Annotated in this window: 30 protein-coding genes, 2 tRNA genes and 1 pseudogene; 13 read left to right on the top strand and 20 right to left on the bottom strand. The window is 56.3% G+C overall.

What is annotated here, in order from left to right; all coding sequences use genetic code 11:
- Positions 1 to 362, bottom strand: a pseudogene (locus tag ACYZT1_RS14850) (NUDIX hydrolase).
- A gap of 217 nt (positions 363 to 579) precedes the next feature.
- On the opposite strand from ACYZT1_RS14850, the gene ACYZT1_RS14845 reads away from it, so the two are divergent.
- The 7 genes from ACYZT1_RS14845 to ACYZT1_RS14815 all read left to right on the top strand — a co-directional run bounded on the left by ACYZT1_RS14845 (position 580) and on the right by ACYZT1_RS14815 (position 3,700).
- Positions 580 to 780 carry an SPOR domain-containing protein gene (locus ACYZT1_RS14845; RefSeq protein ID WP_462015464.1) on the top strand — a complete coding sequence of 67 codons (201 nt, stop codon included), beginning with the start codon at positions 580 to 582 and terminating at the stop codon, positions 778 to 780.
- Between the two features lie 143 nt (positions 781 to 923).
- Entirely contained in the window at positions 924 to 1,142 is a 219-nt protein-coding gene (locus ACYZT1_RS14840) for a hypothetical protein (protein ID WP_462015463.1), read from the top strand.
- A gap of 68 nt (positions 1,143 to 1,210) precedes the next feature.
- Positions 1,211 to 1,546 (top strand): hypothetical protein, encoded by a 336-nt coding sequence (locus ACYZT1_RS14835; RefSeq protein WP_462015462.1) that lies wholly within the window; start codon positions 1,211 to 1,213, stop codon positions 1,544 to 1,546.
- 411 nt (positions 1,547 to 1,957) lie between these two features.
- A tRNA-Cys gene (locus tag ACYZT1_RS14830) sits at positions 1,958 to 2,031 on the top strand.
- A gap of 475 nt (positions 2,032 to 2,506) precedes the next feature.
- Entirely contained in the window at positions 2,507 to 2,755 is a 249-nt protein-coding gene (locus tag ACYZT1_RS14825; RefSeq protein ID WP_462015461.1) for a type II toxin-antitoxin system prevent-host-death family antitoxin, read from the top strand.
- Positions 2,756 to 2,769: 14 nt separating this feature from the next.
- Positions 2,770 to 3,138 (top strand): type II toxin-antitoxin system RelE/ParE family toxin, encoded by a 369-nt coding sequence (locus ACYZT1_RS14820; RefSeq protein WP_462015460.1) that lies wholly within the window; start codon positions 2,770 to 2,772, stop codon positions 3,136 to 3,138.
- 475 nt (positions 3,139 to 3,613) lie between these two features.
- A tRNA-Leu gene (locus tag ACYZT1_RS14815) sits at positions 3,614 to 3,700 on the top strand.
- 165 nt (positions 3,701 to 3,865) lie between these two features.
- On the opposite strand, the gene ACYZT1_RS14810 is transcribed toward ACYZT1_RS14815, so the two are convergent.
- From ACYZT1_RS14810 to ACYZT1_RS14735, 16 genes are all read right to left on the bottom strand, one after another.
- Positions 3,866 to 4,888 carry a sensor histidine kinase gene (locus ACYZT1_RS14810; RefSeq protein ID WP_462015459.1) on the bottom strand — a complete coding sequence of 341 codons (1,023 nt, stop codon included), beginning with the start codon at positions 4,886 to 4,888 and terminating at the stop codon, positions 3,866 to 3,868.
- A 9-nt stretch (positions 4,889 to 4,897) separates the two neighbouring features.
- Entirely contained in the window at positions 4,898 to 6,379 is a 1,482-nt protein-coding gene (locus ACYZT1_RS14805; protein ID WP_462015458.1) for an ATPase domain-containing protein, read from the bottom strand.
- Positions 6,376 to 6,810, bottom strand: a complete 435-nt coding sequence (locus tag ACYZT1_RS14800; RefSeq protein ID WP_462015457.1) for a hypothetical protein — start codon at positions 6,808 to 6,810, stop codon at positions 6,376 to 6,378. The genes ACYZT1_RS14805 and ACYZT1_RS14800 overlap by 4 nt, the downstream gene beginning before the upstream one ends.
- A gap of 142 nt (positions 6,811 to 6,952) precedes the next feature.
- Entirely contained in the window at positions 6,953 to 7,669 is a 717-nt protein-coding gene (locus tag ACYZT1_RS14795; protein ID WP_462019253.1) for an OBAP family protein, read from the bottom strand.
- 228 nt (positions 7,670 to 7,897) lie between these two features.
- On the bottom strand, positions 7,898 to 8,407 hold the full coding sequence (locus ACYZT1_RS14790) for a ferritin-like domain-containing protein (RefSeq protein WP_462015456.1): 510 nt from the start codon (positions 8,405 to 8,407) through the stop codon (positions 7,898 to 7,900).
- Positions 8,408 to 8,749: 342 nt separating this feature from the next.
- On the bottom strand, positions 8,750 to 8,980 hold the full coding sequence (locus ACYZT1_RS14785; RefSeq protein WP_462015455.1) for a hypothetical protein: 231 nt from the start codon (positions 8,978 to 8,980) through the stop codon (positions 8,750 to 8,752).
- Between the two features lie 114 nt (positions 8,981 to 9,094).
- Positions 9,095 to 9,316: a hypothetical protein gene (locus ACYZT1_RS14780; RefSeq protein WP_462015454.1), complete on the bottom strand. Its 222-nt coding sequence runs from the start codon at positions 9,314 to 9,316 to the stop codon at positions 9,095 to 9,097.
- A 71-nt stretch (positions 9,317 to 9,387) separates the two neighbouring features.
- Complete coding sequence (locus ACYZT1_RS14775) at positions 9,388 to 10,458, bottom strand: DNA topoisomerase IB (protein ID WP_462015453.1); 1,071 nt, start codon at positions 10,456 to 10,458, stop codon at positions 9,388 to 9,390.
- Positions 10,459 to 10,533: 75 nt separating this feature from the next.
- A complete protein-coding gene (modC, locus tag ACYZT1_RS14770; RefSeq protein WP_462015452.1) occupies positions 10,534 to 11,613 on the bottom strand; it encodes a molybdenum ABC transporter ATP-binding protein in 1,080 nt (359 codons plus the stop codon).
- A gap of 3 nt (positions 11,614 to 11,616) precedes the next feature.
- Positions 11,617 to 12,297: a molybdate ABC transporter permease subunit gene (gene modB / locus ACYZT1_RS14765; protein WP_462015451.1), complete on the bottom strand. Its 681-nt coding sequence runs from the start codon at positions 12,295 to 12,297 to the stop codon at positions 11,617 to 11,619.
- A complete protein-coding gene (gene modA, locus ACYZT1_RS14760; protein ID WP_462015450.1) occupies positions 12,298 to 13,065 on the bottom strand; it encodes a molybdate ABC transporter substrate-binding protein in 768 nt (255 codons plus the stop codon).
- Positions 13,066 to 13,272: 207 nt separating this feature from the next.
- On the bottom strand, positions 13,273 to 14,337 hold the full coding sequence (ada, locus tag ACYZT1_RS14755) for a bifunctional DNA-binding transcriptional regulator/O6-methylguanine-DNA methyltransferase Ada (RefSeq protein ID WP_462015449.1): 1,065 nt from the start codon (positions 14,335 to 14,337) through the stop codon (positions 13,273 to 13,275).
- Between the two features lie 81 nt (positions 14,338 to 14,418).
- The gene (gene alkB / locus ACYZT1_RS14750; RefSeq protein WP_462015448.1) at positions 14,419 to 15,087 is read right to left on the bottom strand and encodes a DNA oxidative demethylase AlkB; all 669 of its coding nucleotides are present in this window, start codon (positions 15,085 to 15,087) and stop codon (positions 14,419 to 14,421) included.
- 3 nt (positions 15,088 to 15,090) lie between these two features.
- Entirely contained in the window at positions 15,091 to 15,798 is a 708-nt protein-coding gene (locus tag ACYZT1_RS14745) for a 2OG-Fe(II) oxygenase (protein WP_462015447.1), read from the bottom strand.
- Positions 15,799 to 15,926: 128 nt separating this feature from the next.
- Entirely contained in the window at positions 15,927 to 16,097 is a 171-nt protein-coding gene (locus tag ACYZT1_RS14740; RefSeq protein WP_462019327.1) for a hypothetical protein, read from the bottom strand.
- Positions 16,098 to 16,132: 35 nt separating this feature from the next.
- Entirely contained in the window at positions 16,133 to 16,435 is a 303-nt protein-coding gene (locus tag ACYZT1_RS14735) for a DUF1883 domain-containing protein (RefSeq protein WP_007900033.1), read from the bottom strand.
- Between the two features lie 213 nt (positions 16,436 to 16,648).
- On the opposite strand from ACYZT1_RS14735, the gene ACYZT1_RS14730 reads away from it, so the two are divergent.
- Both ACYZT1_RS14730 and ACYZT1_RS14725 read left to right on the top strand, forming a co-directional pair.
- Positions 16,649 to 17,005, top strand: a complete 357-nt coding sequence (locus tag ACYZT1_RS14730) for a hypothetical protein (RefSeq protein WP_462015446.1) — start codon at positions 16,649 to 16,651, stop codon at positions 17,003 to 17,005.
- Between the two features lie 72 nt (positions 17,006 to 17,077).
- Positions 17,078 to 17,308 carry a hypothetical protein gene (locus ACYZT1_RS14725; RefSeq protein WP_462015445.1) on the top strand — a complete coding sequence of 77 codons (231 nt, stop codon included), beginning with the start codon at positions 17,078 to 17,080 and terminating at the stop codon, positions 17,306 to 17,308.
- 11 nt (positions 17,309 to 17,319) lie between these two features.
- Here the strand turns inward: ACYZT1_RS14725 and ACYZT1_RS14720 are convergent, their stop codons facing one another.
- Together ACYZT1_RS14720 and ACYZT1_RS14715 are read right to left on the bottom strand one after the other, a co-directional pair.
- A complete protein-coding gene (locus ACYZT1_RS14720; protein ID WP_462015444.1) occupies positions 17,320 to 17,601 on the bottom strand; it encodes a hypothetical protein in 282 nt (93 codons plus the stop codon).
- Between the two features lie 142 nt (positions 17,602 to 17,743).
- A complete protein-coding gene (locus ACYZT1_RS14715) occupies positions 17,744 to 17,932 on the bottom strand; it encodes a hypothetical protein (RefSeq protein ID WP_462015443.1) in 189 nt (62 codons plus the stop codon).
- A 288-nt stretch (positions 17,933 to 18,220) separates the two neighbouring features.
- Here ACYZT1_RS14715 and galU point away from each other — a divergent pair, with 288 nt between their 5' ends.
- Positions 18,221 to 19,060, top strand: coding sequence for a UTP--glucose-1-phosphate uridylyltransferase GalU (gene galU / locus ACYZT1_RS14710; RefSeq protein WP_462015442.1), 840 nt, complete (start codon positions 18,221 to 18,223; stop codon positions 19,058 to 19,060).
- A gap of 131 nt (positions 19,061 to 19,191) precedes the next feature.
- Entirely contained in the window at positions 19,192 to 20,550 is a 1,359-nt protein-coding gene (gorA, locus tag ACYZT1_RS14705; protein ID WP_462015441.1) for a glutathione-disulfide reductase, read from the top strand.
- Here gorA and ACYZT1_RS14700 read toward each other — a convergent pair.
- A complete protein-coding gene (locus ACYZT1_RS14700; protein ID WP_462015440.1) occupies positions 20,547 to 21,557 on the bottom strand; it encodes a DNA-binding protein in 1,011 nt (336 codons plus the stop codon). The genes gorA and ACYZT1_RS14700 overlap by 4 nt on opposite strands.
- A gap of 180 nt (positions 21,558 to 21,737) precedes the next feature.
- On the opposite strand from ACYZT1_RS14700, the gene ACYZT1_RS14695 reads away from it, so the two are divergent.
- The gene (locus ACYZT1_RS14695) at positions 21,738 to 22,676 is read left to right on the top strand and encodes a site-specific integrase (RefSeq protein ID WP_462015439.1); all 939 of its coding nucleotides are present in this window, start codon (positions 21,738 to 21,740) and stop codon (positions 22,674 to 22,676) included.
- A gap of 138 nt (positions 22,677 to 22,814) precedes the next feature.
- Positions 22,815 to 23,378, top strand: a complete 564-nt coding sequence (ahpC, locus tag ACYZT1_RS14690; protein ID WP_028620043.1) for an alkyl hydroperoxide reductase subunit C — start codon at positions 22,815 to 22,817, stop codon at positions 23,376 to 23,378.
- Positions 23,379 to 23,399 lie beyond the last annotated feature (21 nt).

Raw genomic sequence — 23,399 nt, 5'->3', positions numbered from 1 at the left:
TTACAGGCGACGCTGAAACGCCCGGATAATCCTGCGCGTGGCGTCGCTGGTGTCGAGGTTCTGTACCGCATTCAACGGGTACCAGATGCAATCGAAGATTTCGTTTGCGGCCGAGCCTCATCGCAATTCAACACTGAAGCTTCGTAGACGTGATGCTGAGTGCTGCCCGATTGCAATTCCATCAGATAGAGCAATCCGTCGACGCCCAGACCGGTTTCTTCCTGTAGCTCGCGCATCGCGGCGCCCGCCACAGTTTCACCGCGTTCGACCTTTCCACCGGGCAAAGTCCAGCGACTCCCAGGCTTGCGCACCAGGAGTATGTATCGATCATGTTCACAAATAACGGTTGCACGTACTTTCATGTATTGCCTGACCACTCGTTGTCACAAAAGTGTCACATAAAATGCAGTAAACGGACGAGGAGTTGATTGTCGAGGGCTGATCTATTTGAGCAGGAATCTGTTGCAATCGTGCGACCGGACTTTCGACATCACGACGTCTGGTTGACCATTTTTCAAAGTGGCGGTGTAAGGTAGGCACGTCAGGTCTGGATATCAGGTACCGAAATGGAGGTGACTTATGAGCGTTCCGATGCTGAATAAGATGCACATGAACGGTTACGACGTTCTCAGCGTGAACAACGGACCCTGGCGGGTATGCACACAAGGTGATCGCCTGGGTTCTTTTGGCAGCAGGGAAGAGGCGCTGGCTTTCGCCGCGTCGCTGCCGGGATATCGAACCCGGACCAGGACACCGGCGAGTCATAAAGCCGATAAGTAGCACGCCTTGAAGCCCCGGTCCGCCGGGGTTTCTTGTTCTTATCGGGCGGTACTGCCTTCTGTCGGGAAAGTGCAGGTGATCGTCGGGTTTGGATGTCGTATTGAAGGTAGTGAATTCTCGCCAGTGCTTGAGGCTTCTTCAAAATGACGACCACCGATGATTTTCGATTCCACGCACATGAACTGATCGTCGATCTCGACGCGGCGACCACTGAAATGATGAAACTGATTTGCGCTCATCAGCTAAACGGACCGGAATGGGAGCGCGTCTCCAAATGGCAGCATGAGGCATATGAAAGGTGGATGACCTATTTGAACGCCAGGTCCTATCCTGATTCCGCTGATCAGAAGGCACCGCAATAAACGGTTCAAGCAATGGATGTCTGCGCAATGACGCGATACATTCGCCGTTTTGAAATTAAGGATGCGTCATGCGGATGTGGATGGGGGGTGTGGTGATGGCGACGCTGACGGGATGCTCGTTGCCTGCGTCGTTGGTGCCGGGTGAGCCTAATGTCAGCAAGTTCAGTGAAAAGCAACCCAAGGACTACGCCGCCTGCGTCTTGCCGATCTGGCAGACCCATGTGTCGAAGTCCACTCAAATGGGCATTTCCAACGGCTATCGAATCACGGCCCCGAGCATCATCACGGCGGATGAAATTGTCGACATCGTGAAATCGAAAAACGGCAGTCACGTTTCACTTTATCAAGGGCCACCATGGGCCAAGTCTGGCGCGTTGCGTCAGGCCGTACGCGACTGCCTATAACGCGCAGATGTTCTTCACAGGCACTGGCTTCACTGACAGAAGACCGGCTCCCTTAGAAAAAGTGTGGATATTTAATGGGTTATGGGTATTAGTAACCAGATAGTGAGCAACACCACCTTGTTACGAGAAGAAATATCCGGTAATATCCGCCCTGCGTTCACCACCACGGTTTATGCATTTTTAAGTCCCGGGCGTCCATCAGCTGCCCGGGATTTTTTTTGCCTGGCATTCAACCGTGAAGATTTTTTTTTGAAATCAAGGGGTTGCCAGTCCTCGGATTTCAGTACATAATTCACGCCATCGAAAGCACTGGCCGCTGAAAAAGCTCAATGTTTTCAAGGGGTTAGATCTTGAATCTAATTCCAGATTTGTACGCGTCGGGTGTTGTGCTAGATGACATCAGGTGCTTGAGGCCGAGTAGCAAAATGGTTATGCAGTGGATTGCAAATCCACCTACGCCGGTTCGATTCCGACCTCGGCCTCCACTATTGAAAACCCCGTAGATCACTGATCTACGGGGTTTTTTATGGACTGCCGGAAAGTGTAGTGTTCCGCAATTTATGGCGGTGGTGCCGCCATTGCTGCGCCTGGAGCGCCTGGAGCGCTGAGCGTGATTAGTATGCTGCCGCGCATGTGTTCTGCTTTTGATCGGCAGCTACCCGTCGTAGCGCTGCATCCCTAACCAGCCGTTAACCCAGCGCCCCGCAAGAGCCTAACTTGCCAGCGCATGCGGGTGCTACTCCGCTTATCAAATAACTCATAAATAAATTGACAAACTATTAATTGCCGAACTTTTTTCGGGTCTTGATTTGGCCTGAATAGCGTGTAGAGTAATCCGCAGGTGGTCGAGTTTGTGTCGTCCATTTATTTTAAAGGGTCTGATCGTCTTCCGTTCAGAATCTTTCCGTGATCAGACGCCCGTTGACAAGACGGGCGCAGCCAGGATGGAGGTTTCCACTCATGCGAGTAGAAACAATTAGCTTTTTGAAAAAACATGCATCTGACCTGCCTCTGGATGAGCCAATGGTCGTCACGCAAAACGGTGTACCCGCATATGTTGTGGAGTCTTACATTGAACGTAAGCGTCGCGACGAAGCAATCGCCTTGGTGAAAATGCTTGCAATCAGTTCGCGCGAGTATGCCCAAGGTAAACACTGTTCGACGGATGAGCTGAAAGCCCGTTTAAGCAGGAGATTAGCCCACAAATAACAGCAGGAGATTGAATGCATACGTTCACGTTACGCATCACCGCAATTGCTGAGTACAGCATTGAAGACCAGATTGAGCATCTGGCTGCCTACCACGGGCGTTCAACTGCCGAAACACGGGCTTACTCCGTCATTGATGGCATCGAGCAAAAGCTCTCGGCCATGCCCTATGGTTACCCTGTAAGCCCTCAGCTTAGCGAGCTGGGTGTCATGCAATATCGTGAATTCAACACAGATGGTTATCGCGTTTTCTACGAAATTTTCGAAACGGATAAGGCTGTCGCCGTCAGCCTGGTTTTGAGAGACAAGCAAAGCGTTCCCGACGCGCTCGTCCGTTACTGTTTGCTCAGCATGTACGAGCCCCTGCGAGGTGTCGCTGACTAGCTTTGACGCTTCTCGTCATGAGCGGACTGAAAGTGGCTCTATCCCGGCGCTAATGTGCTGGGGCCGGGCACTGCGTCAAATCCCCGCCCATTCCTGTACCGACATGCAGAAAAAATATCCTTGATAGAAATAAGCCGCTGACAGCAGCAGAGTGTCTTCTTTTGAGCGCTACAAATCGTTAGCTTGCGGAACGCTTCCTATGCTAACCTATTGATCTACTTAGCTTTGTAGCGTGGATTGCAAATCCACCTACGCCGGTTCGATTCCGACCTCGGCCTCCACTTTAAACGAGCTCCGTAGATCTATGATTTATGGAGCTTTTTTATTGCCGCCTCGCTGCAAGATTTAGTCTTGAATCGGGCGTCGGCGAACTTGCTTCACAGGGGGTGGATGTATATATTTCCCCCCTCTGCAACACAAGCGTCAGGCGTGCCAGGTTTTCATGGCAGACCCTGGACCGCTTGATCGCGCTACCGCCCGAATGGCGAAACTGGTAGACGCATGGGACTTAAAATCCCCCGCTCGTAAGGGCGTGCCGGTTCGATTCCGGCTTCGGGCACCATCTAAACCCTGTTAAGTCAGGTACTTAAAAGATCTCTTCGGAGGTCTTTTTTTGTCTTCCGTGTCTGAAATTCTCGATCGGCGGAGCAATCACCTGAAGCTGCTCCCTGACGAAAGGTGAGCGTTATTACACGATCCGAGAGGAATGTGCTGAGCCCTGAGCTCGTTAAGTGCGCTCTATTGGAATCGTTAGAATAAATTCACTACCTTGACCTTCGCCTGCGCTTTGCCCCGAAATTTTTCCGCCGTGTGCTTCCACGATTTCACGCACTACGGTCAGACCAATCCCCAGGCCAGTGCCGCAGAAACCTACGGCCTTGGCGTCTCTCACATAGGGATCGAATATGAAGGGGAGTGTGTGCGCTCCGATCCCGATGCCGCTGTCAGAGACATTGATTGTGATCAATTCTGGCTCGAGGGTGACCGATAACGCCACGTGGCCATCATCAGGCGTGTACTTGAGCGAATTGTTGAGAAGGTTGTGCAGAACCTGAGTGAGTCGCACAGGGTCGCCATGCACAATCACTGGTCCAGATGGAAGACGGGTGCTGAAGTGCAGATTTTTGGCGGCCATCATTGGGCGACACGCATCAATCGCGGCATTGATAATCTGGCTAAAGTCTACGTCAACCCGAGTGATACGCAGCTGTCCGCCGCTGGCGCGGGACACATCCAGCAGATCCTCAACGATGCGGGAAAGATGTTGAACCTGACCTTCAATCAGTCCGCGCATTCGGGGAAGTTCAACACTCGGCACGCTGACCATTCGCTCGGCAATCATGCTGATCGGGGTCAATGGATTACGCAGCTCATGTGCCACCTTCGCCAGCGCTTTTTTCTGCTCTGCCAATGCCTGCTCGGCTTTGGATTGCATGTCTTGAGCATTAAAAGCGGCTAAAACAAGCTGCTCATTGGCTTCAAGCGTCTCCTGGTATTGATCAGGATCTATTGCACCTTGAGACCCCGCAGAATCCGATTGTTCATCGAGGAGCTTCAACACCAGTTCCTGATTAGCCTCAATCAGAAGTTCTATTTTCTTTTTGTCTCGTTGATCGCCTTGTACTCCAATCAGATCGTTTTCCAGCGAGACAAGCAGCTCGCGGGACTGGACGATTTTTTTAGCCAACAGTAAGAGTTCGCGGGCGGCATTTTCCGCTCTGCGTTCGTTCTTGCTATCGGTATCGCTCATAGCAGGCACTCAACCATTATCATCTCCGAGGCGTGGGTCGTTGGGCATGCTCTTCTTCGGCCGCCCCCCCAATAAGCCTTCTCTTCCTTGAAGCATTTGCCCGATCTGCAAGCCGTTACGGTCAATGTGGTACAGGCGCAGTTCGTCTGAGTGAGCGCTGGCCCGAACCTTCACCACGCCCAGAATGCGCTGCAGTCGGCTGTCTACTTCGATGTAGCGCTGAACGATAATCGCATCGGTCAGGAACGCGGTGCCGTAGGGGCTAAAGCGCAGGTCGGTGTAACGGTCTTCGAGTTCGGACGTCATCAGCACCGTAACACCAATGCCGGTCAGTGCGCTCACCAGTCTCGACAAAGACTCTCGAAAATCCTCGCGGAATGTCGGTGCCACCGCCATTTCGAAACCTGATAGCGAGTCGATGACTACCCTGGTGGCTCCCAGGCGGCGTATCTCCGAGTGCAGCAAGTGGACGATTTCGTCGATAGACAAATCTGGCGCGTGACTCTCCACCAGTCCCACTTTGCCTTCAAACATCAACGCCTCAAGCTCCGCATTGCGCAAACGGTTCGGGCGTAGCTCGAAGACAGCGATGACCCCGGTCTCCCCGTTGCGGGCACCTTCGGCCAGGAACGTAGACGCCAAAATGCTTTTCCCTGAACCGGAGGGCCCTGCCACTAGCAATGAGTAACCCATCGGCAGGCCCCCGCCAAGCATTTCATCAAGAGCCTGCACGCCCATGTTCAATCGCCCGGATTGTTTGATTGTCCGGGGCTTCACCACGTCCACACTGGCGCTGGCGGGCGGAAAAACCTGCATGCCGGAGCTATCGATCCGGAAAGTGTGCAGCCCCGGCAGCGTCGGTTGACCGCGCATCTTCATGATTTCCATCTTGCGCACCATGGAGTTGCGCTGCACGCTTTGGCGAAGCCAGATCAGGCCATCCGCCACAGTGAAAATCGGGTTGGTATCATTTTCGTTAAAGTATTCGCCAATCAGGAAGGTAGTTGCCTGCCACGTCGTCATCAACATGCCCAACTGCTGGACGAACTGCGGCAGATTGTTGTTCGGGTTCACCTGAGTCTGGCTCGCCAGCACAACCGAACGAAACGAGTCGACAAACACCAGAGCGGGTGTATGGGTCTCAACTTCAATCACAATACGGCGAAGCACTTCGTCCAGATCACCCGCGAGGGTGTCATCCGCAAGGTTGATGTAACGAACAGACTTGTTGATCGCCTCGCTGTCAAAAAAGTCAAATTGCTGTTGGTAGCGCAGCATTTTCAGTGGTGGTTCACCCAGCACCGTGAAAAACAACGCCGGGCGCTCCGGTGTCGCCAAGGCGAACATCATCTGATGCGCCAGCGTGGTCTTCCCGCAACCAGGCGGGCCGGCAATCAAGTTGAAGGAAAACTCCGGCAACCCCCCGCCCAACACCTCGTCGAGCCCAGGTACGCCGGTGGCCAAACGGTTGATTATCACTTTGGTGCTCATGGCGAAGTTTCCTGCGAAGGTGGGGCGCTCGGGCTGCTATCCCACACGTCCAGCAGCAGACGTCGGGAAAGCGATGAACCAATCAGCCTGGTCAGCAACTCGTAGAGCGCTGTCAACAATTGCTCGCCAAAGAATATGGCGTCGGTTTGAGTCTGTTCGACCAGAATGGATTTGAGAGCCATCAAATCCAGTGGGTCATTCAAGCAACGGTACTTGTCGTCCAGGCGGGGATGCGCAGCGAGGGACACGTGAAGGCTACGGCGGTGGAGAGCCGCAACCCCTCTGGGTCCGATAACCGGAGCGAGAGAGGCGCTTGTGTCTCCCAGCATCGAGATGATCACATCAGCGACATGGTCGATGCTTGAGAGGCTGTCGAAACGGAGCGCCAGAGACGCGATGATCCGACGGCCCTCTTCGCTATCCGTAGGCATGGTTTCTGAATTTCCGATATGTGTCCGTGAATTTGACACGAACCGGGGGGAGGTGGTTGCTCAACCGTCCTCACACTCGTAGACAATTGGCCGGAATGATTAGTTTGAAAAATCGTAGAGCAGACGTGGTAGCTGCGGAGGATCAGTGATGCGAACTCTGCGTCGGGTCTTCAATTTGAATGACCTTTCCCTTGCCCCAGGCATCGGCGCCGGCATCAACGGCGGGTGCGGAAATGTCAGTGCGCTGCTGCCTTTTCTCGGCACTATTGATATCAAAACGTTTGTCCCGTTCTTGCACCAGCTCCGGCTTGACCTGGCCATCTGCAGTGAAGCCCATCATGAGTTGAGGAACACCCAGCGGTAAATTTTTATTGAGGTCGGTGTGCCACGTATGCCATGTCTTGCCGTAGGTATGGACGAGCTTTTGCATGAGTGCATGTTCCGCAATTTCCGGAATGCCGGGAGCCACCAATTGACCAGACCTGACTTCGTGAACATGGCTGTGCCACAGCGCTTTTTCCGTCTGGGGCAATTGGCTGAATAATGGTTCGCTGATGATGTACTCCACCCCCATGAGCTTCGCGTCCTTGCGGTTGCCGTCGTAGATCACACACTGGATGACCTCTTCGTTCAAGTGAGAGCAGTAGTGATGTGCTTCCATCTGCATCCCCATGTTGCCATTGTAAAAATGGAATCCATCGAGATAGGCATTCAACGCGTCTATTGGCGGGCGGGATTGCATGAGCGCTGCGCCCGCATCCAGGGTTCTTGTGGTCGATGTCATAGCCTCCCCCGGAGCAGAAACGCTGGACGACGTATTGTTACCTGCGCAGCCGGTCAGTATTGCGGCGATAGCCATGGCCAGCGAGAAGTTGCACGCGTTGAACCTTCCAGCAGGGGGGGTATTTACTTCGTCGCAGGCCCTTTGTTGAGAAGACCTGCAGGGGAGACGGGGATCGATGATTTTCATGTTGGCGCCTCAGTCCAGTCCAAAGGGCGGTCTTACGCCGTTTTACGCCAGTCTGACTCCGGGTGAGTTCACAGAGCTGCGAAAGTGATGCGCAGCCTGGCAGGCTGCGCATCGGTTTTATTTCTTGGCTTCCAGGTTCGGGTCTTCCGAGCGTACCAGGAAGGCTTGCGTAAGCTCTGGCAGGTGCTCAAGCAGCCACTCGGCCATGGCGATTTCTTGCGGAAGGATTTTCTCGCACGCAGCCAGGGTTTCATGATCTCCAGCGGCTTTTGCTGCGGCGATCAAGACGGTGTAAGCCGCAATCTCGACGTTCTCGAAAACGTAGCCCGCCATGGCTCCCTTGATCACTTCATCGCTCATCATAGATCCGCCGACCGCCTGACCAAACGCCATGAGCTTGCCCGTCATATCTTTAATGGTGGACGAGTCTCCACCGAGTCGGGAAAGGCATTGGTCAATGAGTTTTTGCTGGCCAAGCGTTTCCTGAATGTGTTGATCGATCCGGGCTTTGAGGGCCGGGTAGTGCTCTAACCGCTTGGATTGAGCCTTCAGCATATTTTCGGCTTGTTGCTCCATCGCGTGCGCATCGCGCAGCCAGTCCAGCAGGTTTGCTTGTGGAGTAGCCATGTTGATTTCCTCATCGTGGGTGTATGAGGTGGATTGCCCGGTGAGCGCGACAGTTCAGGATAATTACAGGCTTCGGACGAACTGCCTCCAACCCTTTGCAACAGGCAAAAAAATGGCCCGCATGCGGGCGGGCCAAGGGGTTCATCAGAGGAGTGAGTCGACTGTACTGGTTCAGTTGTGAAGACCATGTGAAATCAAAGTCAAAAAATTCCGATGTCTTGCCGGGAGGCAGACGAGGCGGTGGTACTGTTCACGCAAGCACGAACCCGGTGACAAAATGGTCCCCGTTCGTGGTTCTGGCGTGAATCAGGCCGCACTGCAGATTCGATATGAAATTTTCGGTCATCTGAACCTTGGGAGTGGCGGCTCGACTGGTTGCAACGATGACAATTTGTTGCGAATCAACGGCGCATCCTTCTCCACTTCATTGAGACGATCACGGATTCTAAGGGCAGTCGGGTGGCCACCTTGATGGTCCACCCAGTCGGCAATTTCCTTGCATGCCGCAGCAAGGCGCGCCTGGCGGGTATCCAGCAAGGTGAGCAGGGCGGTGATGGACTCTTTTTCGGACATGACGAACACCTCCGTTGAAGACATCGTGTAATGGCAACAAAATGCCCGCCAAGAGCGAGCATTCCGCCGATCAGACGCAGGTCCCTGAGCTAACCGTCAGTATAGACCGTGGGGTCAGCCTTGCAGGACGGATACCTGCGAACGTGCATTCAATTGCTTGCACTCACGTTCGGCGGCCTTTTCGGTGTCGAATCCATCGCCGATGAAGCCCAAGGTGCGAGTATCGACAATGCGATACCAGACTTCGGATTCAGGTGGCAGGTGCCTGGCTTCTCCAGCTCGGCGGCCCTGAATGATGATTTTATTGCACCGCTTCACAACGAAGATGTCTTCCATGGCCTCACCGAAGCTGATGTGTGTCCGGTCAACTATAGAACCCATTCTTCATTCTGCAAAAAAAGCATGGATCAACTCGTCGGTTCGGCGGCGCTACGAAGGACTTGTACTGCCTCCGCCGATTCCATGGCTTTCTCCAGAAACATCGCCAGGGCCACTTCCTCGGCCTTGAGCCCTTTGCGCACCCTCGGACGCGGTAATTGTTCCAGCGCGCCGGCAAGGAAACCGTCCATCACGGCGGGGTGGATATAACACTTGCGGCAGACGGCAGGTGTATTGCCCAGCTGCTGCGAGACGTTTTTGACCATGTCCACCACATGGCGTTTGGCGTCCGATTCCGGTTGCCATTGAAGCGTGCGCAATACCGACAATGCCAGGGCACTGCCGGCCCAGGTGCGGTAATCCTTGGCGGTGAAATCTGCGCCCGTCAGGGTTTGCAGGTAAGCATTGACGTCGGAAGAACTGACGGTGTGGCGATCGCCGTTTTCATCCAGGTATTGAAAAAGGTTCTGTCCCGGGATTTCCTGGCAACGTTTGACGATCCGCGCCAGACGCCGATCCTTCACCGTAATCTGATGGTCCACGCCGCTTTTGCCACGAAACTGAAAGCGGATCGCACTGCCATTGATTTCCACATGACGGTCGCGCAGTGTCGTAAGCCCATAAGAACGGTTGTCCCGAGCGTACTGTGTATTGCCAACGCGAATCAGCGTCGCATCAAGCAAAGTAATCACCGTGGCCATGACTTTGTCCCGGCTGAAACCCGGGGCTTCCAACAAGGCCTCAAGTTTTCTGCGCAATTTGGGCAGGACCAGACCGAACTGATACAGACGCGAGTACTTGTCAGCATCGCGCACTTCGCGCCAACGCGCGTGATAGCGGTATTGCTTGCGCCCACGGGCGTCGCGCCCCGTGGCTTGCAGGTGCCCGCGGGGGTCGGCGCAGATCCATACATCGGTATAGGCAGGAGGGACGGCGAGGGCATTGATGCGTTTCACTTCGTCGGCGTCAGTAATGCGTTGACCGTCTGGATCGAAGTAGCAGAACTTGCCGCGCAGCTTCTTGCGGGTAATGCCGGGCAGGGTGTCGTCAACGTAGTGCAGGTCGGGCGGCAGCCCGTCGAGTAATGCGGAATCGGGCATGGCGGTAATCCTTGGCGTCGAATCAGAAGGCCGATAAGCCATTGACCGCACGCCCCCGCAGTCGTGCCAGCGAATTTACGCCAGCACCGCCACCGCTTTGATCTGTGCCCAGAGTGGCTGGCCGGCGTGCACATTCAGTTGATCGCGCGAGTAGCGGGTGATGCGCGCCAGTAGCGGTGTGCCAGCCGCCTCCAGCCGGATCAGCACGTGGGCGGCATTGTCGGCGGCCAGTTCGCTGATCACCGTCACCGGCAGGCGATTGAGAATGCTGCTGTGCTCGACGCTTTGCAGACTGAGGCTGATATCACGCGCCTGAACCTTGCAGCGCAGTGTCTGCCCCAGCTGCATCGGCGTGTGCGCGACGCGAATGTTTAACGCAGTGTCTGGCAGCTGCAACGTCAGCAATTGGTAATCGGCGTCGTAAGCACTGACGTGGCCCTCGATGACCACGCCCGCGTCATCGCCCATCGCCAACGGCAGATCAAGGCGTGCCAGGGTTTCGCCGATGGGGCCGCTGGCCAGCGCTTTACCGTCGCTCAGCAGCACAAGGTGGTCGGCCAATCGTGCGACTTCATCCTGGGAATGGCTGACGTACAGCACCGGAATGTCGAGTTCGTCGTGCAGGCGTTGCAGATACGGCAGGATTTCACTTTTGCGCCGAGCGTCCAGCGCTGCCAACGGTTCATCCATCAAAAGCAGTTCAGGGCTGGTCAACAGGGCGCGCGCAATGCCGATACGCTGGCGCTCACCGCCCGAGAGGTTGTGCGGATGTCGGTGCAGCAAATGGCCGATCCCGAGCAATTCGGTGGCATGCGCCATGTCCACGCGACGCTGTTTTTTTGGGATACGTCTGAAACCGAACTCCAGATTGGCCAGCACTGACAGATGCGCAAACAGACTCGCCTCTTGAAACACATAACCCACTGCGCGCTTGTGCGGCGGGACAAAAACAGCGTTGTCGCTGTCCTCCCAGACTTCGTCATTGACCTGAATGAATGCCCGTTCGGCGCGTTCGAGCCCGGCGATGCAGCGCAGACAGGTGGTCTTGCCGGAGCCGGAATGGCCATAGAGCGCTGTCACTCCGCGGCCAGGCAATTGCAGGTCCACATTCAGAGCGAATGGGGAGTAGCTCACGTCGAGGCGCATATGGATCATCGATCAGCTCCAGCCTGCTTTGGTTCTACGATTGGAATAGAGCGCCAGCAGCACGACGAACGAGAACACCAGCATCGCGCCCGCCAGCCAGTGGGCCTGGGCGTATTCCATGGCTTCGACGTGATCGTAGATCTGCACCGAAACCACGCGGGTCTTGTCAGGAATGTTGCCACCAATCATCAGCACCACGCCGAACTCGCCCACGGTATGCGCAAAACCCAGGATGGCTGCGGTGATGAATCCCGGACGGGCGAGCGGCAGGATCACGCTGAAAAAGGTGTCCCAGGGATTGGCGCGCAAGGTTGCCGCTACTTCCAGCGGGCGGGTGCCGATGGCGGAGAAGGCATTTTGCAGGGGCTGAACCACGAATGGCATCGAGTAGATGACCGAACCTGCTACCAGCCCGGCAAAGCTGAACGTCAGCGTGCCGAGGCCCAGCGACTGCGTGAACTGGCCGACGAACCCGTTCGGGCCCAGTGCAAGTAACAGATAAAAGCCGATCACGGTCGGCGGTAACACCAGGGGCAGGGCGACGATGGCCCCGACCGGACCGCGCAACCAGGACCGGGTGCGCGAGAGCCACAAGGCAATCGGGGTACCGATGATCAGCAGGATGAGCGTCGTCAGGGAAGCCAGTTTGACGGTCAGCCAGATAGCGGAAAGATCGGCACTTGATAACGTCATTTAGAGTTGGTAACCGTAGGATTTAATGATCGCCGCGGCTTTTGGCCCCTTCAGATAATCCACCAACGCCTTGGCAGCCGGGTTGTCTTTGCCTTTGTTGAGGATCACTGCATCTTGCTTGATCGGGTCGTGCAGGTCAGCCGGAACAATCCACGCCGAGCCGCCAGTGACTTTTCCGTCTTTGTAGACCTGCGACAGCGCGACAAAGCCCAGTTCCGCGTTGCCGGTGGATACAAACTGATAGGCCTGGGAAATGCTTTGACCTTCTACCAGCTTGGCTTTGACTGTGTCTGTCAGGTGCAATTTCGCCAGTACCTGCGTGGCCGCCAACCCATAAGGCGCGGCTTTCGGATTGGCGATGGAGAGGTGGCGGTACTGGTTGTCGCTCAGGACTTTGCCGTTTGCATCGACATAATTGTCCTTGGCGGACCACAGGGCCAGCGTGCCGGTCGCGTAGGTGAAGCGTGATCCTTTGACCGCGTCGCCTTCGCTTTCGAGCTTTTGCGGGGTGCTGTCGTCTGCGGCGAGAAATACTTCGAACGGCGCGCCGTTCTTGATTTGTGTATAGAACTGACCCGTAGCGCCGGAAGAGGTGACCAGCGTGTGCCCGGTGTCTTTCTTGAAGTCTGCTGCGAGGGCCTGGATCGGCGCGGTGAAATTCGCCGCAACGGCGACCTGGACTTCGTCTGCGTGAGCAGTGCCGATGGCGACGGCAGCCATCAGGGCTGCCAGGCATGTTGAGGCGAAGCGTGTGGCGCGCGAGGTCATGAAACGGCTCCGAATCTGGAAATGGGTAGTTCGCTGTATAGCGGAATATATAGCGAATGTTTCCTGAAGGGAACGCGGATCAACCCCCCTGTAGCCGCTGCCGAAGGCTGCGTCTGGTTCAGTGGGTTGGGCGACTGCTGCAGAGGCAGCACGCAGCCTTCGGCAGCTGCTACAAGCGCGTGCGTCGCTGAACGGGCGCATCCTGGATCAATGCGATTCGCGGTCGAGCAACTGCCGTTTGCGTTCCACGCCCCAGCGATAACCGGAAAGATTACCGTCGCTGCGCACCACGCGGTGACAAGGAATCGCTACGGCCAGGCTATTCGCGCCGCAGGCTTGGGCCACGGCGCGCACCGCTTTCGGCGACCCGATGCGCCGGGCAATGTCCGCGTAACTGGCAGTGCTGCCCAGCGGTATTTCCCGCAGCGCCTGCCAGACACGCTCTTGAAACGCGGTGCCGCGTACGTCCAGCGGCAAATTCAGACCGATAGCCGGCGCTTCAATGAAACCGACGACGTGGGCGATCAACTGCTCGAAATCATGATCGGCGCCGACGAGTGTGGCCCGGCGAAACTTGTCCTGCAGATCACACACCAACTGCTGCGGGTCATCACCCAGCAAGATCGCGCAGACACCGCGAGCACTTTGCGCGACCAGAATAGCGCCCAGGGAACACTGGCCAACGGCGAAACGAATTTCGTTGTTGTGCCCTTCGGCGCGGTATTCGCCCGGCTTCATGCCCAGCAAGTGATCTGCTGCCTCGTAGAAGCGGCTGTTGGAATTGAAGCCGGCGTCGTACAGGGCATTGGTGATCGAACCGCCGTCACGCAAATGTTCGCGCACCTTGCGCGAGCGATGCGCCGTTGCGTAGCCCTTGGGCGTCAATCCGGTCGCAGCTTTGAACACCCGATGAAAATGAAAACTGCTCAAACCCGCGGCAACCGCCAGCTCGTTGAGGGTTGGCAGATTCTCGGCCTGTTCGATCTGGCGACAGGCCGCGGCGACGGTCGCGGCATGCTGTGACGCAAGCTCGCTTTGGTCTTTTGCCGCACGTTTGCTCGGACGATAACCCGCTGCCCGCGCTTGCTCTGGCGTATCGAAAAATTCGACGTTCTGCGGATTCGGCAAACGCGCCAGGCTGCTGGGGCGACAGTAGACGCCGGTGGTTTTCACCGCGTAAACAAACTGCTCGTCAGCACTGGGGTCGCGGGCGACGACGGCGGCCCAGCGTGGATCGTTTTCAGTGGCGATGGGTGTGGTCTGGCGTGTCATGGCTTTATGTCCGTTGATCTGTTTGATCCAGATTAATCAGCCGGCCATCTCGCCGCACTCCAAGTCTTGCGGTCAAATTCTTCATGATCGCGCGGTGCGAAATGTGAAGTTGATACGTTGCTCGCCCAGGCGCGGATGATGCCCCTGCTTGATTGGCAAGACGCCGTGAAAACGCAAGCGATCCACACCGCCCCAGACCACGATGTCACCATGCAACAACGGCACACGCCGGGTTTTATCACTGCGCTCGAATCCGCCAAACAGGAACATCGCCGGCAGCCCCAGGGATACGGAAACGATAGGCGCCGCGTAGGAGGTTTCGTCCTTGTCCTGATGCAAAGACATTTTTGCGCCTGGGACATAGCGGTTGATCAGGCAGGCGTCCGGCAAGAAATCGGCGAAACCGGCTTCCCGTGCCGCCGCTTGGGCCAATTGCATAAATGCCTCCGGCATGGCCGGCCAGGATCGGCCCGTCTGCGGATCTTCACGGGTATAGCGATAGCCTCTGCGGTCGGTGGTCCAGCCCCAGGTACCGCAACTGCTCATGGCCGCAGACATGGTGAAACCGCCGGGGGTGATCATTTGGCGCAAGGGCGCAGACGTCAGAACCGTTTCCAGCGCAGGCAGAAGACGTTCCAGCCACGGCAGGGCAAAACCGCGCAACACGCAGGACTGTTCGCCGATTTTTTCATGCCGTGGCGGTTGCTCGGGCTCGGCGTCGGTAAACAGGTCGAAAGTGTCTGGTGTCATGGCTCATAACGCATCGTGAAAAATGATCCCAAGGGTATGCCGCTTTCCGCTGTGCAGGCGACTGACGCCATGCCGCATCGTCACTCGATAGTAGCCGCGAACACCCTGAAACGGTCGTTGATTGACAGCGAAGATCAGGGCGTCGCCACGCTTCAGGTTGATTACTTGAGGGCGCGACTGCATGCGCGGCCGTTGTTCGGTGAGGACGAATTCACCGCCGGTGAAGTCTTCACCCGGTGCAGAAAGGAGAATCGCCACCTGCAACGGAAATACCTGTTCGCCGTACACATCCTGATGCAGGCAGTTGTAATCCTGCGGACCGTATTGCAGCAACAGCGGCGTGGGTCGTTCCTGACCGGCGGCATGGCAGCGCTCAATGAACGCCTCGTGTGCATCAGGAAAACGCCCCGGTAGATTCATGTGCTCGTGCCAGCGGTTGGCGATGGGCACCAGTCGAGGGTAAAGCGAGCTGCGCAATCCGGCGATCAGTTGCGGCAATGGATAGTTGAAGTATTGGTACTCGCCGCGACCAAATCCATGCCGGGCCATGATCACTCGCGAGCGGAACAAAGCCGATTGCGAATAGAGCGCGCTGACCGCACTGCACTCATCGGAACTCAGCATTGAGCTGATAATGGCGCAGCCATCCTGATCGAGTTGGTGTTCAACTTCAGCCCAGTCGACTGCTTCAAGCGAACGCGCGTCAAACATATTCCGACTCCTGAATCCCTGATGAATTCGGAAGTCTGGGATGTTGGAGCGGTAATTGAACTCCGCCAATTGCGGTCAAACTCAGGGGGGAGAGGCCGGACATCCTGTCCTCTGGTAACCCGTACCGGTTACAGCGCTTTGCTCACGCTGATCTCGCTGATGACGTCGTCGCCGGTTCCATGAATCTTGTCCAGAGCGGCTTTGGCTTCTGCTTCGGTGCCGTTTTCAAGCTGGGCAAAATCGAAGCGGCGTTCGCCGTTGAGCTTGTATTTGATGACGTATTTGGTCGTCTGAGCCACGGTCATTCCTGCTGGCGTTGGCATGGGGGCATCACTCAGCTCAGTTTCGAACTGGAGCGGCGGATGATCTTGATCGAGTGCGTCAGCGTCGGTTTGCGAGTCACGCTAATGGGGCGGCGATTGACCGTGTCGATGGTGATGTTCCAGAAGCCGGTGCTTGGTGCAGTAATTCGCGCCGGGAAGGTGTCGAACGCTCCGCCGTGGTAAGTATGGCGGCCGCCATTTTTGAAACTGCGAAAGTTGGCGTCGTTCATCAAGCGGATGTTGCACATTTGCGAGCATTGAATGACGACAATGTCGTCCTCGTTGAGGTGCTCGCGCTGGTGAATAAATTTCATGAGGCGCCTCCAGAAGGGCTTTTTCTACAAAATCAAAACGATAGCATGGGCGATTGGCGCAGTTTATCAGCCCGAACGGGTTATTATCCGGTCGTCGGCTCCCGCTTTGACAATTAAACAACAGATATTCGGAATTCTATGAGCGATAAAAGCAGTGAGCCTCGGAGAAAACCAGCCGTGTTGCTGTCGGAGGGTGTTTATCGGAGGTTATCTATGAAGTGGGGTGCCTGGGCCTTGCCGGTGGCGTTGCTGATGAGTGGCTGCGCAAGCGTCACCGAGATCAACGAGACGCTGCCGACCATGAACGTGATTTCGGGCAAGAAGCCCCATGAGTACGCGCAATGCCTGAGCGACAAACTGGCCAGCAGCCGCGGCGCTTTGCAAATTGAGTCGCATAAGGATGGCGTGCGGGTCATTGTGCCGCAGAAATTCTCGTCGGACCCTGCGGCGGTTTTCGATATCGAAGAACGTTCCGGTGGCAGCGCTATCAAGCTGCACGAGCGCATTTCCAACGTGCCGTTTCGGCCCAGGGATGTGCCCAACGCCGCGACCGCGTGCATCTCCGGCTGATAAACTGCCCGCGATCACCATGAATGCCGTCAAAGCGAGGCTTTGACGGCATCGTCATTTCTGGAGTCGGATATGAAGCGGGAACAAGTACGGGAGCAGCATGCGCAAGGGCATGTTCGCGCAACGCATGTGATCCAGAATCCGGCAACGCCGGAGGAGTGGATTGTATTTTTCAAAAAGAGTGCAGGACGCAGTTTTTTTCTGGTCGACGACAACGATGAAGTCGAATCCTTTGCACGTCTCGACGATTTGATCGAGACGGTGCGCGGTCTCGGAATCAAATTCGCCGAAATTCACATGTAGGGCAGGGCGCCCTACTTGCAGACCACCACCACGCTGCGATTTTTATAGTTGCCGACATCGACACCGAGCGTCTTGTCACTTTCTTTGGTAGACGGCGTGCCGTCGGTGCCAACGATGCGGTAGCCAGTGCCGGCGCACGATGCGTCGGCTTTTTCGTAGCAGGCGGCCCACGAATTGGCTTCGCCGGAACAGTCAATGGTCAGGCCGGTCTGGCCGTTGTCCAGGTACGTTTTTTCGGAAGTTGCACAGCCGCCAAGGGCCAGTAAAGCAAACAGAGGCAAGAATTTAGTCATGTTGTGATCGTCGTCAGTATTGATGGGCTGAGCCTGTGACAGCGCTGGTGTCAAAAGGTTATAGCGAAAGGCCACTTCGTTGCAGGATATCGCAAAAAAACCCTGCGCAGGGCAGGGCTTGATCGGGCATGGCGGTGCGGAATCAGGTCTTGTCCTTGCCGCGCCGTTTGGGGGCCGGGTGTTCAAGCTCCAATACGCAGGCCACCTCAATCGCCAGCGCTTCGGTCGGAAACGGCCCGGCGATATTTTCGCCGGCAGCGCTGTCCACCCACCATTGCCCATCTTTTGCCTGATTGATCAGGAACCCGTTGACGCTTTTTGCTACCGACATCATCTGCCTCGTTGGCTGGTTCAATTGCGCAATGATAGCGCCAAATGCATGCACCCGGGGCTGCTGCGCGTACGGTGATCCCGTGCGATCTTCGCGGATCCGCCGGTGACGGTTCGAATTTCTGCTATCTATAAGGGACGGCGAAGCGATGCGGAACTATATGCGGAACTATCAGCCTGAATATTTCTCTATGATGGCATCGGTTAGCCAGTGCGGGGCATTGTAAGGTGCACGCCGCCTGATTAGACTGCGCCGAAACTCGTACACACAGCCCTTTCAAGGACTTTTATGATCAAGAAATGCTTGTTCCCAGCAGCCGGTTACGGTACTCGCTTCCTGCCAGCGACTAAAGCCATGCCCAAAGAAATGCTGCCGGTGGTGAACAAGCCACTGATCCAGTACGGCGTCGAAGAAGCTCTGGACGCCGGATTGACCGAGATTTCCATCGTCACCGGTCGTGGCAAGCGTGCACTGGAAGACCATTTCGACATCAGCTACGAGCTTGAAAACCAGATCAAAGGCACCGACAAGGAAAAATACCTGGTCGGCATCCGCAAGCTGCTGGACGAGTGCTCGTTCTCCTACACCCGTCAGACTCAGATGAAAGGCCTCGGCCACGCGATCCTCACCGGCCGCCCGCTGATCGGTGACGAACCGTTCGCGGTCGTACTGGCGGATGACCTCTGTGTAAACCTGGACGGTGACGGCGTATTGACCCAGATGGTCAAGCTATACCAGAAGTATCGTTGCACCATTGTTGCGGTCATGGAAGTTGACCCATCGCAAACCAACAAATACGGCGTGATTGCCGGTGACGATATTGGCGATGGCCTGATCCGTGTCCGTGACATGGTTGAGAAGCCAGCCCCTGAAGATGCGCCGTCGAACCTGGCGATCATCGGTCGTTACATCCTGACCCCGGACATCTTCAAGCTGATCGAAGAAACCGAGCCAGGCAAAGGCGGTGAAATCCAGATCACTGACGCGCTGATGAAGCAAGCTAAAGATGGTTGCGTCATCGCCTATAAGTTCCAAGGCCAGCGGTTCGACTGCGGCGGTGCTGAAGGCTACATCGAAGCAACCAACTTCTGCTTCGAGCACTTCTACAAGACTGGCAAGGCTTACTGATAGCCCGGCCGACCTGCTTGTATTGAAAGCCACCTTCGGGTGGCTTTTTCATTTTCCGAACCCAAATTATTTGCAGCGCTTGCCCAGCCTTCGGCTACGGGTATGCTGATGACCTGCCGAGGAGAGTGAAGATGGCCTACGATTTTGACCTTTATGTGATTGGCGCCGGTTCGGGCGGTGTGCGGGCTGCGCGGTTTGCTGCCGGATACGGTGCGAAAGTGGCTGTGGCGGAAAGCCGCTACCTGGGTGGTACCTGCGTGAACGTCGGCTGCGTGCCGAAAAAACTACTGGTCTACGGCGCCCATTTTGCCGAGGACTTCGAGCAGTCTGCCGGTTTCGGCTGGACGTCGGGTGAGGCGCAATTCGATTGGGCGACATTGATCGCCAACAAGGATCGCGAGATCAACCGCCTTAACGGCATCTATCGCAATCTGCTGATCAACAGCGGTGTAACGCTGCATGAAGGTCACGCCAAAATAGTTGATCCGCATACGGTCGAGATCAATGGCGAGCGCCATAGCGCCAGGAACATTCTGGTCGCCGTTGGCGGCTGGCCGCAGATTCCGGAGATTCCCGGACACGAACATGCGATCAGTTCCAATCAGGCGTTCTTCCTCAAAGAGTTGCCCAAGCGCGTGTTGGTCGTTGGGGGTGGTTATATCGCGGTCGAGTTTGCCGGGATCTTCCACGGCCTGGGTGCCGAGACCACGTTGTTGTATCGCGGCGACCTGTTCCTGCGCGGTTTTGACGGTGCGGTGCGCAAGCATTTGCAGGAAGAACTCACGAAACGCGGCATGAACCTGCAATTCAACGCCGGCATCGAGCGCATTGAAAAACTCGCCGATGGCAGCCTGAAGGCAACGCTTAACGACGGTCGTCAATTGGAGGCCGATTGTGTGTTTTACGCCACCGGGCGGCGTCCGATGCTGGACAATCTGGGGCTGGAAAATACTGGCGTCAAACTCGACAAGAAAGGCTTCATCGAAGTTGACGACCAATATCAGACCGCCGAACCGTCAATCCTGGCGCTCGGCGATGTGATTGGTCGCGTACAGCTCACGCCGGTTGCGCTCGCTGAAGGCATGGCCGTGGCGCGTCGCTTGTTCAAGCCCGAGCAGTATCGTCCGGTCGATTACAAGATGATCCCGACTGCCGTGTTCAGCCTGCCGAACATTGGCACAGTCGGTTTGACCGAAGAAGAGGCGCGCGAAGCCGGCCATGACGTGACGATCTTCGAGAGCCGTTTCCGCCCGATGAAGCTGACCCTGACGGAGTGTCAGGAACGCACGCTGATGAAGCTCGTGGTGGATGCCAGGTCCGACAAGGTTCTGGGCTGCCACATGGTCGGACCGGATGCCGGTGAAATCGTCCAGGGCCTGGCCATCGCCCTGAAAGCGGGTGCGACCAAGCGCGACTTCGACGAAACCATTGGCGTGCATCCAACGGCGGCGGAAGAGTTCGTCACCATGCGCACCCCTGTCACAGGCTAATCGTCCTTGCGTGCATCTGGCGCTGTCGCAACGACAGCGGCCAGACGCACGCTTTCGTCGAGGCTCGCCTGAGTCTTTAGCAGCGTGACTTCCAGCGTTTTATTGATCTGCGACTGTTCCTCGACGTTCTGCTTCAACGACTGGCTTTCCAGCATTGCGGCGCGCAAGCGTTCCTGGAGGAGGGTGCGTTCGCTGTCGATCCGGTTAACCTGTTCCAGCAACTGATCCTGTCGGGTATGGGTGTGCTTGAGTTGTTCCTGCAGCAGGCTCAGCTCCCGCAATGTGCCACGGTTTTCCGTCAGCAGGCGTTCGTTATCGCGGTGCAGTTGGGTGATCTCATCCTGGCGCACAAGGGCGCTTTGCTGGGCCTGGCGCAACTCCATTTGAATCTGCTGCACCTGGCCTTCGTGGCGCCGTTGCTCCTGTTCACGCTGTTCTTTGACCGCATTGCGATAGTGTTCCAGTGCATCGCGAGCGTGCAGGTGCTTTTCTTCCAGCGAGCGGATCTGCTCGTCTTTATCCTGCAAGCGTAATTCGAAATCGGCCAGCGCCTGGTTCAACCCGGCGTTGCGCGTCTGTTCGCCTTGCAGCATGGAAAGGGTGTTTTGCAGCGTCTCGGATTCCTGGGTTAGCGCCAGGGTTTGCAGCTCGTATTGCTGCTGCAATTCGTCATTCGCTTCCTGCGCCTCGTTTAATTGGTTTGCCAGCTCTTTGCGCTGCTGCTCGAACTGTTCGCGCGCCTGATCGATGAGTTCCTGGGCCTGTTCCTTGAGGCGCTGCGCCAGTCGCCCGACAAGCGCTGCAAGCTCATCGTCAATCGGTTCGGAGGAGGAGGCGTCAGGTTCCACGCCGTCGTCCAGCTCCTTCAAGTAACGGTGGATCGTGGTCTTGGAACCGGTGTTGCCCATCTCGATTCGCACGGCGTCGATGCTGGGGTGTTCGCCCCGAGCCAGGATCGCCAATCGCGCTGCTTGAACTACTGCTTTGTTAATGCCGCCGCGAGCCATGCTGTCTCCTACGATTTTGTACTGTGGTACGTACCACCCTATCAGCTACTGTACCATGCGCGGTTTAAAGGAATAAAGTGTAAGTTTCTGATGCGGGATATACTGGTATTATCCCGTGTGAGGCGTGTTTGCTCCGTTTTACGCTGCAAAGCTTCGTACAAAATCTCCCGAGATAAGTCCATGACTGAGCTTGATCGTTATCTTCAGGCCGCCACTCGCGACAACACGCGACGCAGCTACCGCGCCGCTATCGAGCATTTCGAGGTGACGTGGGGCGGTTTTCTGCCCGCGACAGCCGACAGCATTGCGCGCTACCTGGTGGCATACGCCGGCGAGTTATCGATTAACACATTGAAGTTGCGCTTGTCCGCGCTGGCCCAGTGGCACAACAGCCAGGGCTTTGCCGACCCGACCAAGGCGCCCGTGGTGCGCAAGGTATTCAAGGGCATTCGCGCGCTGCACCCGGCGCAGGAAAAGCAGGCCGAGCCATTGCAGCTTCAGCACCTGGAGCAAGCAGTGGCCTCACTGGAGCTGGAAGCCGACGTCGCCCGATCACAACGGGATCAGCCGGCGCTCTTGCGAGCCCGGCGTGATCTGGCGCTGATCCTGCTGGGTTTTTGGCGCGGTTTTCGAAGTGACGAGTTATGCCGCGTGCAAATCGAGCATGTGCGCGTGGTCGATGGTTCGGGCATCACGCTGTATTTGCCGCGCAGCAAAAGTGATCGCGAGAACCTGGGCAAGACCTATCAGACCCCGGCGTTGCAGCGCTTATGTCCGGTGCAGGCCTACAGCGCCTGGATTACCGAAGCCGCGCTGGTGCGAGGCCCGGTGTTCCGTGGCATTGATCGTTGGGGCAACTTGAGCGAGGAGGGGCTGCACGCCAACAGCGTCATCCCCTTATTGCGCCATGCACTTGAACGCGCCGGTATCGCCTCCGAGCATTACACCAGCCATTCCCTGCGGCGAGGATTCGCCAGTTGGGCGCATCAGAGCGGCTGGGATCTCAAATCGCTGATGGGCTATGTGGGGTGGAAGGACGTGAAATCGGCGATGCGCTACATCGAAGCGAGTCCCTTCCTTGGCGTGGCGCGACTTGAGGAAAAGGTCATGCCACTCTAGAGACGCTTTTCTTCTATTAATAACGTTGCCTAATAGCCAAAACCCATCAGCAGCATCAAGTTTGCCAATGAGCCATCCGTCCGTCGAGCCGGTAGAGTTCACTCCATCAAGTTCTTAACCCATGACGGAGAGTCACTGATGCCTATCATCAACAGCCAAGTTAAACCGTTCAAAGCTGATGCATTCAAAAACGGCGACTTCGTAAAAGTCTCGGACGCTGACCTGAAAGGCAAATGGTCGGTCGTTTTCTTCTACCCGGCCGACTTCACTTTCGTTTGCCCGACTGAACTGGAAGATCTGGCTGACAATTACGCCGAGTTCGAAAAACTGGGTGTCGAAATCTACAGCGTTTCCACCGATACCCACTTTGCCCACGCTGCCTGGCACAACACTTCGCCAGCCATCGGCAAAATTCAGTACACCATGATCGGCGACCCGACTCACGTTATCTCCCGCAACTTCGACGTACTGATTGAAGAAGCAGGTCTGGCTGACCGTGGCACCTTTGTGATCAACCCTGAAGGCCAGGTCAAAATCGTTGAACTGAACGATGGCGGCGTTGGCCGTGACGCTTCCGAGCTGCTGCGCAAAATCAAGGCTGCTCAGTACGTCGCTGCTCACCCAGGCCAGGTTTGCCCAGCCAAGTGGAAAGAAGGCGAGGCCACGCTGGCTCCGTCCCTGGACCTGGTCGGCAAGATCTAAGTCTGTGACGCGCAACATCGG

It is taken from the genome of Pseudomonas sp. PB3P13 (assembly GCF_054897735.1).
This window is presented reverse-complemented; position numbering and strand designations above follow the sequence as displayed.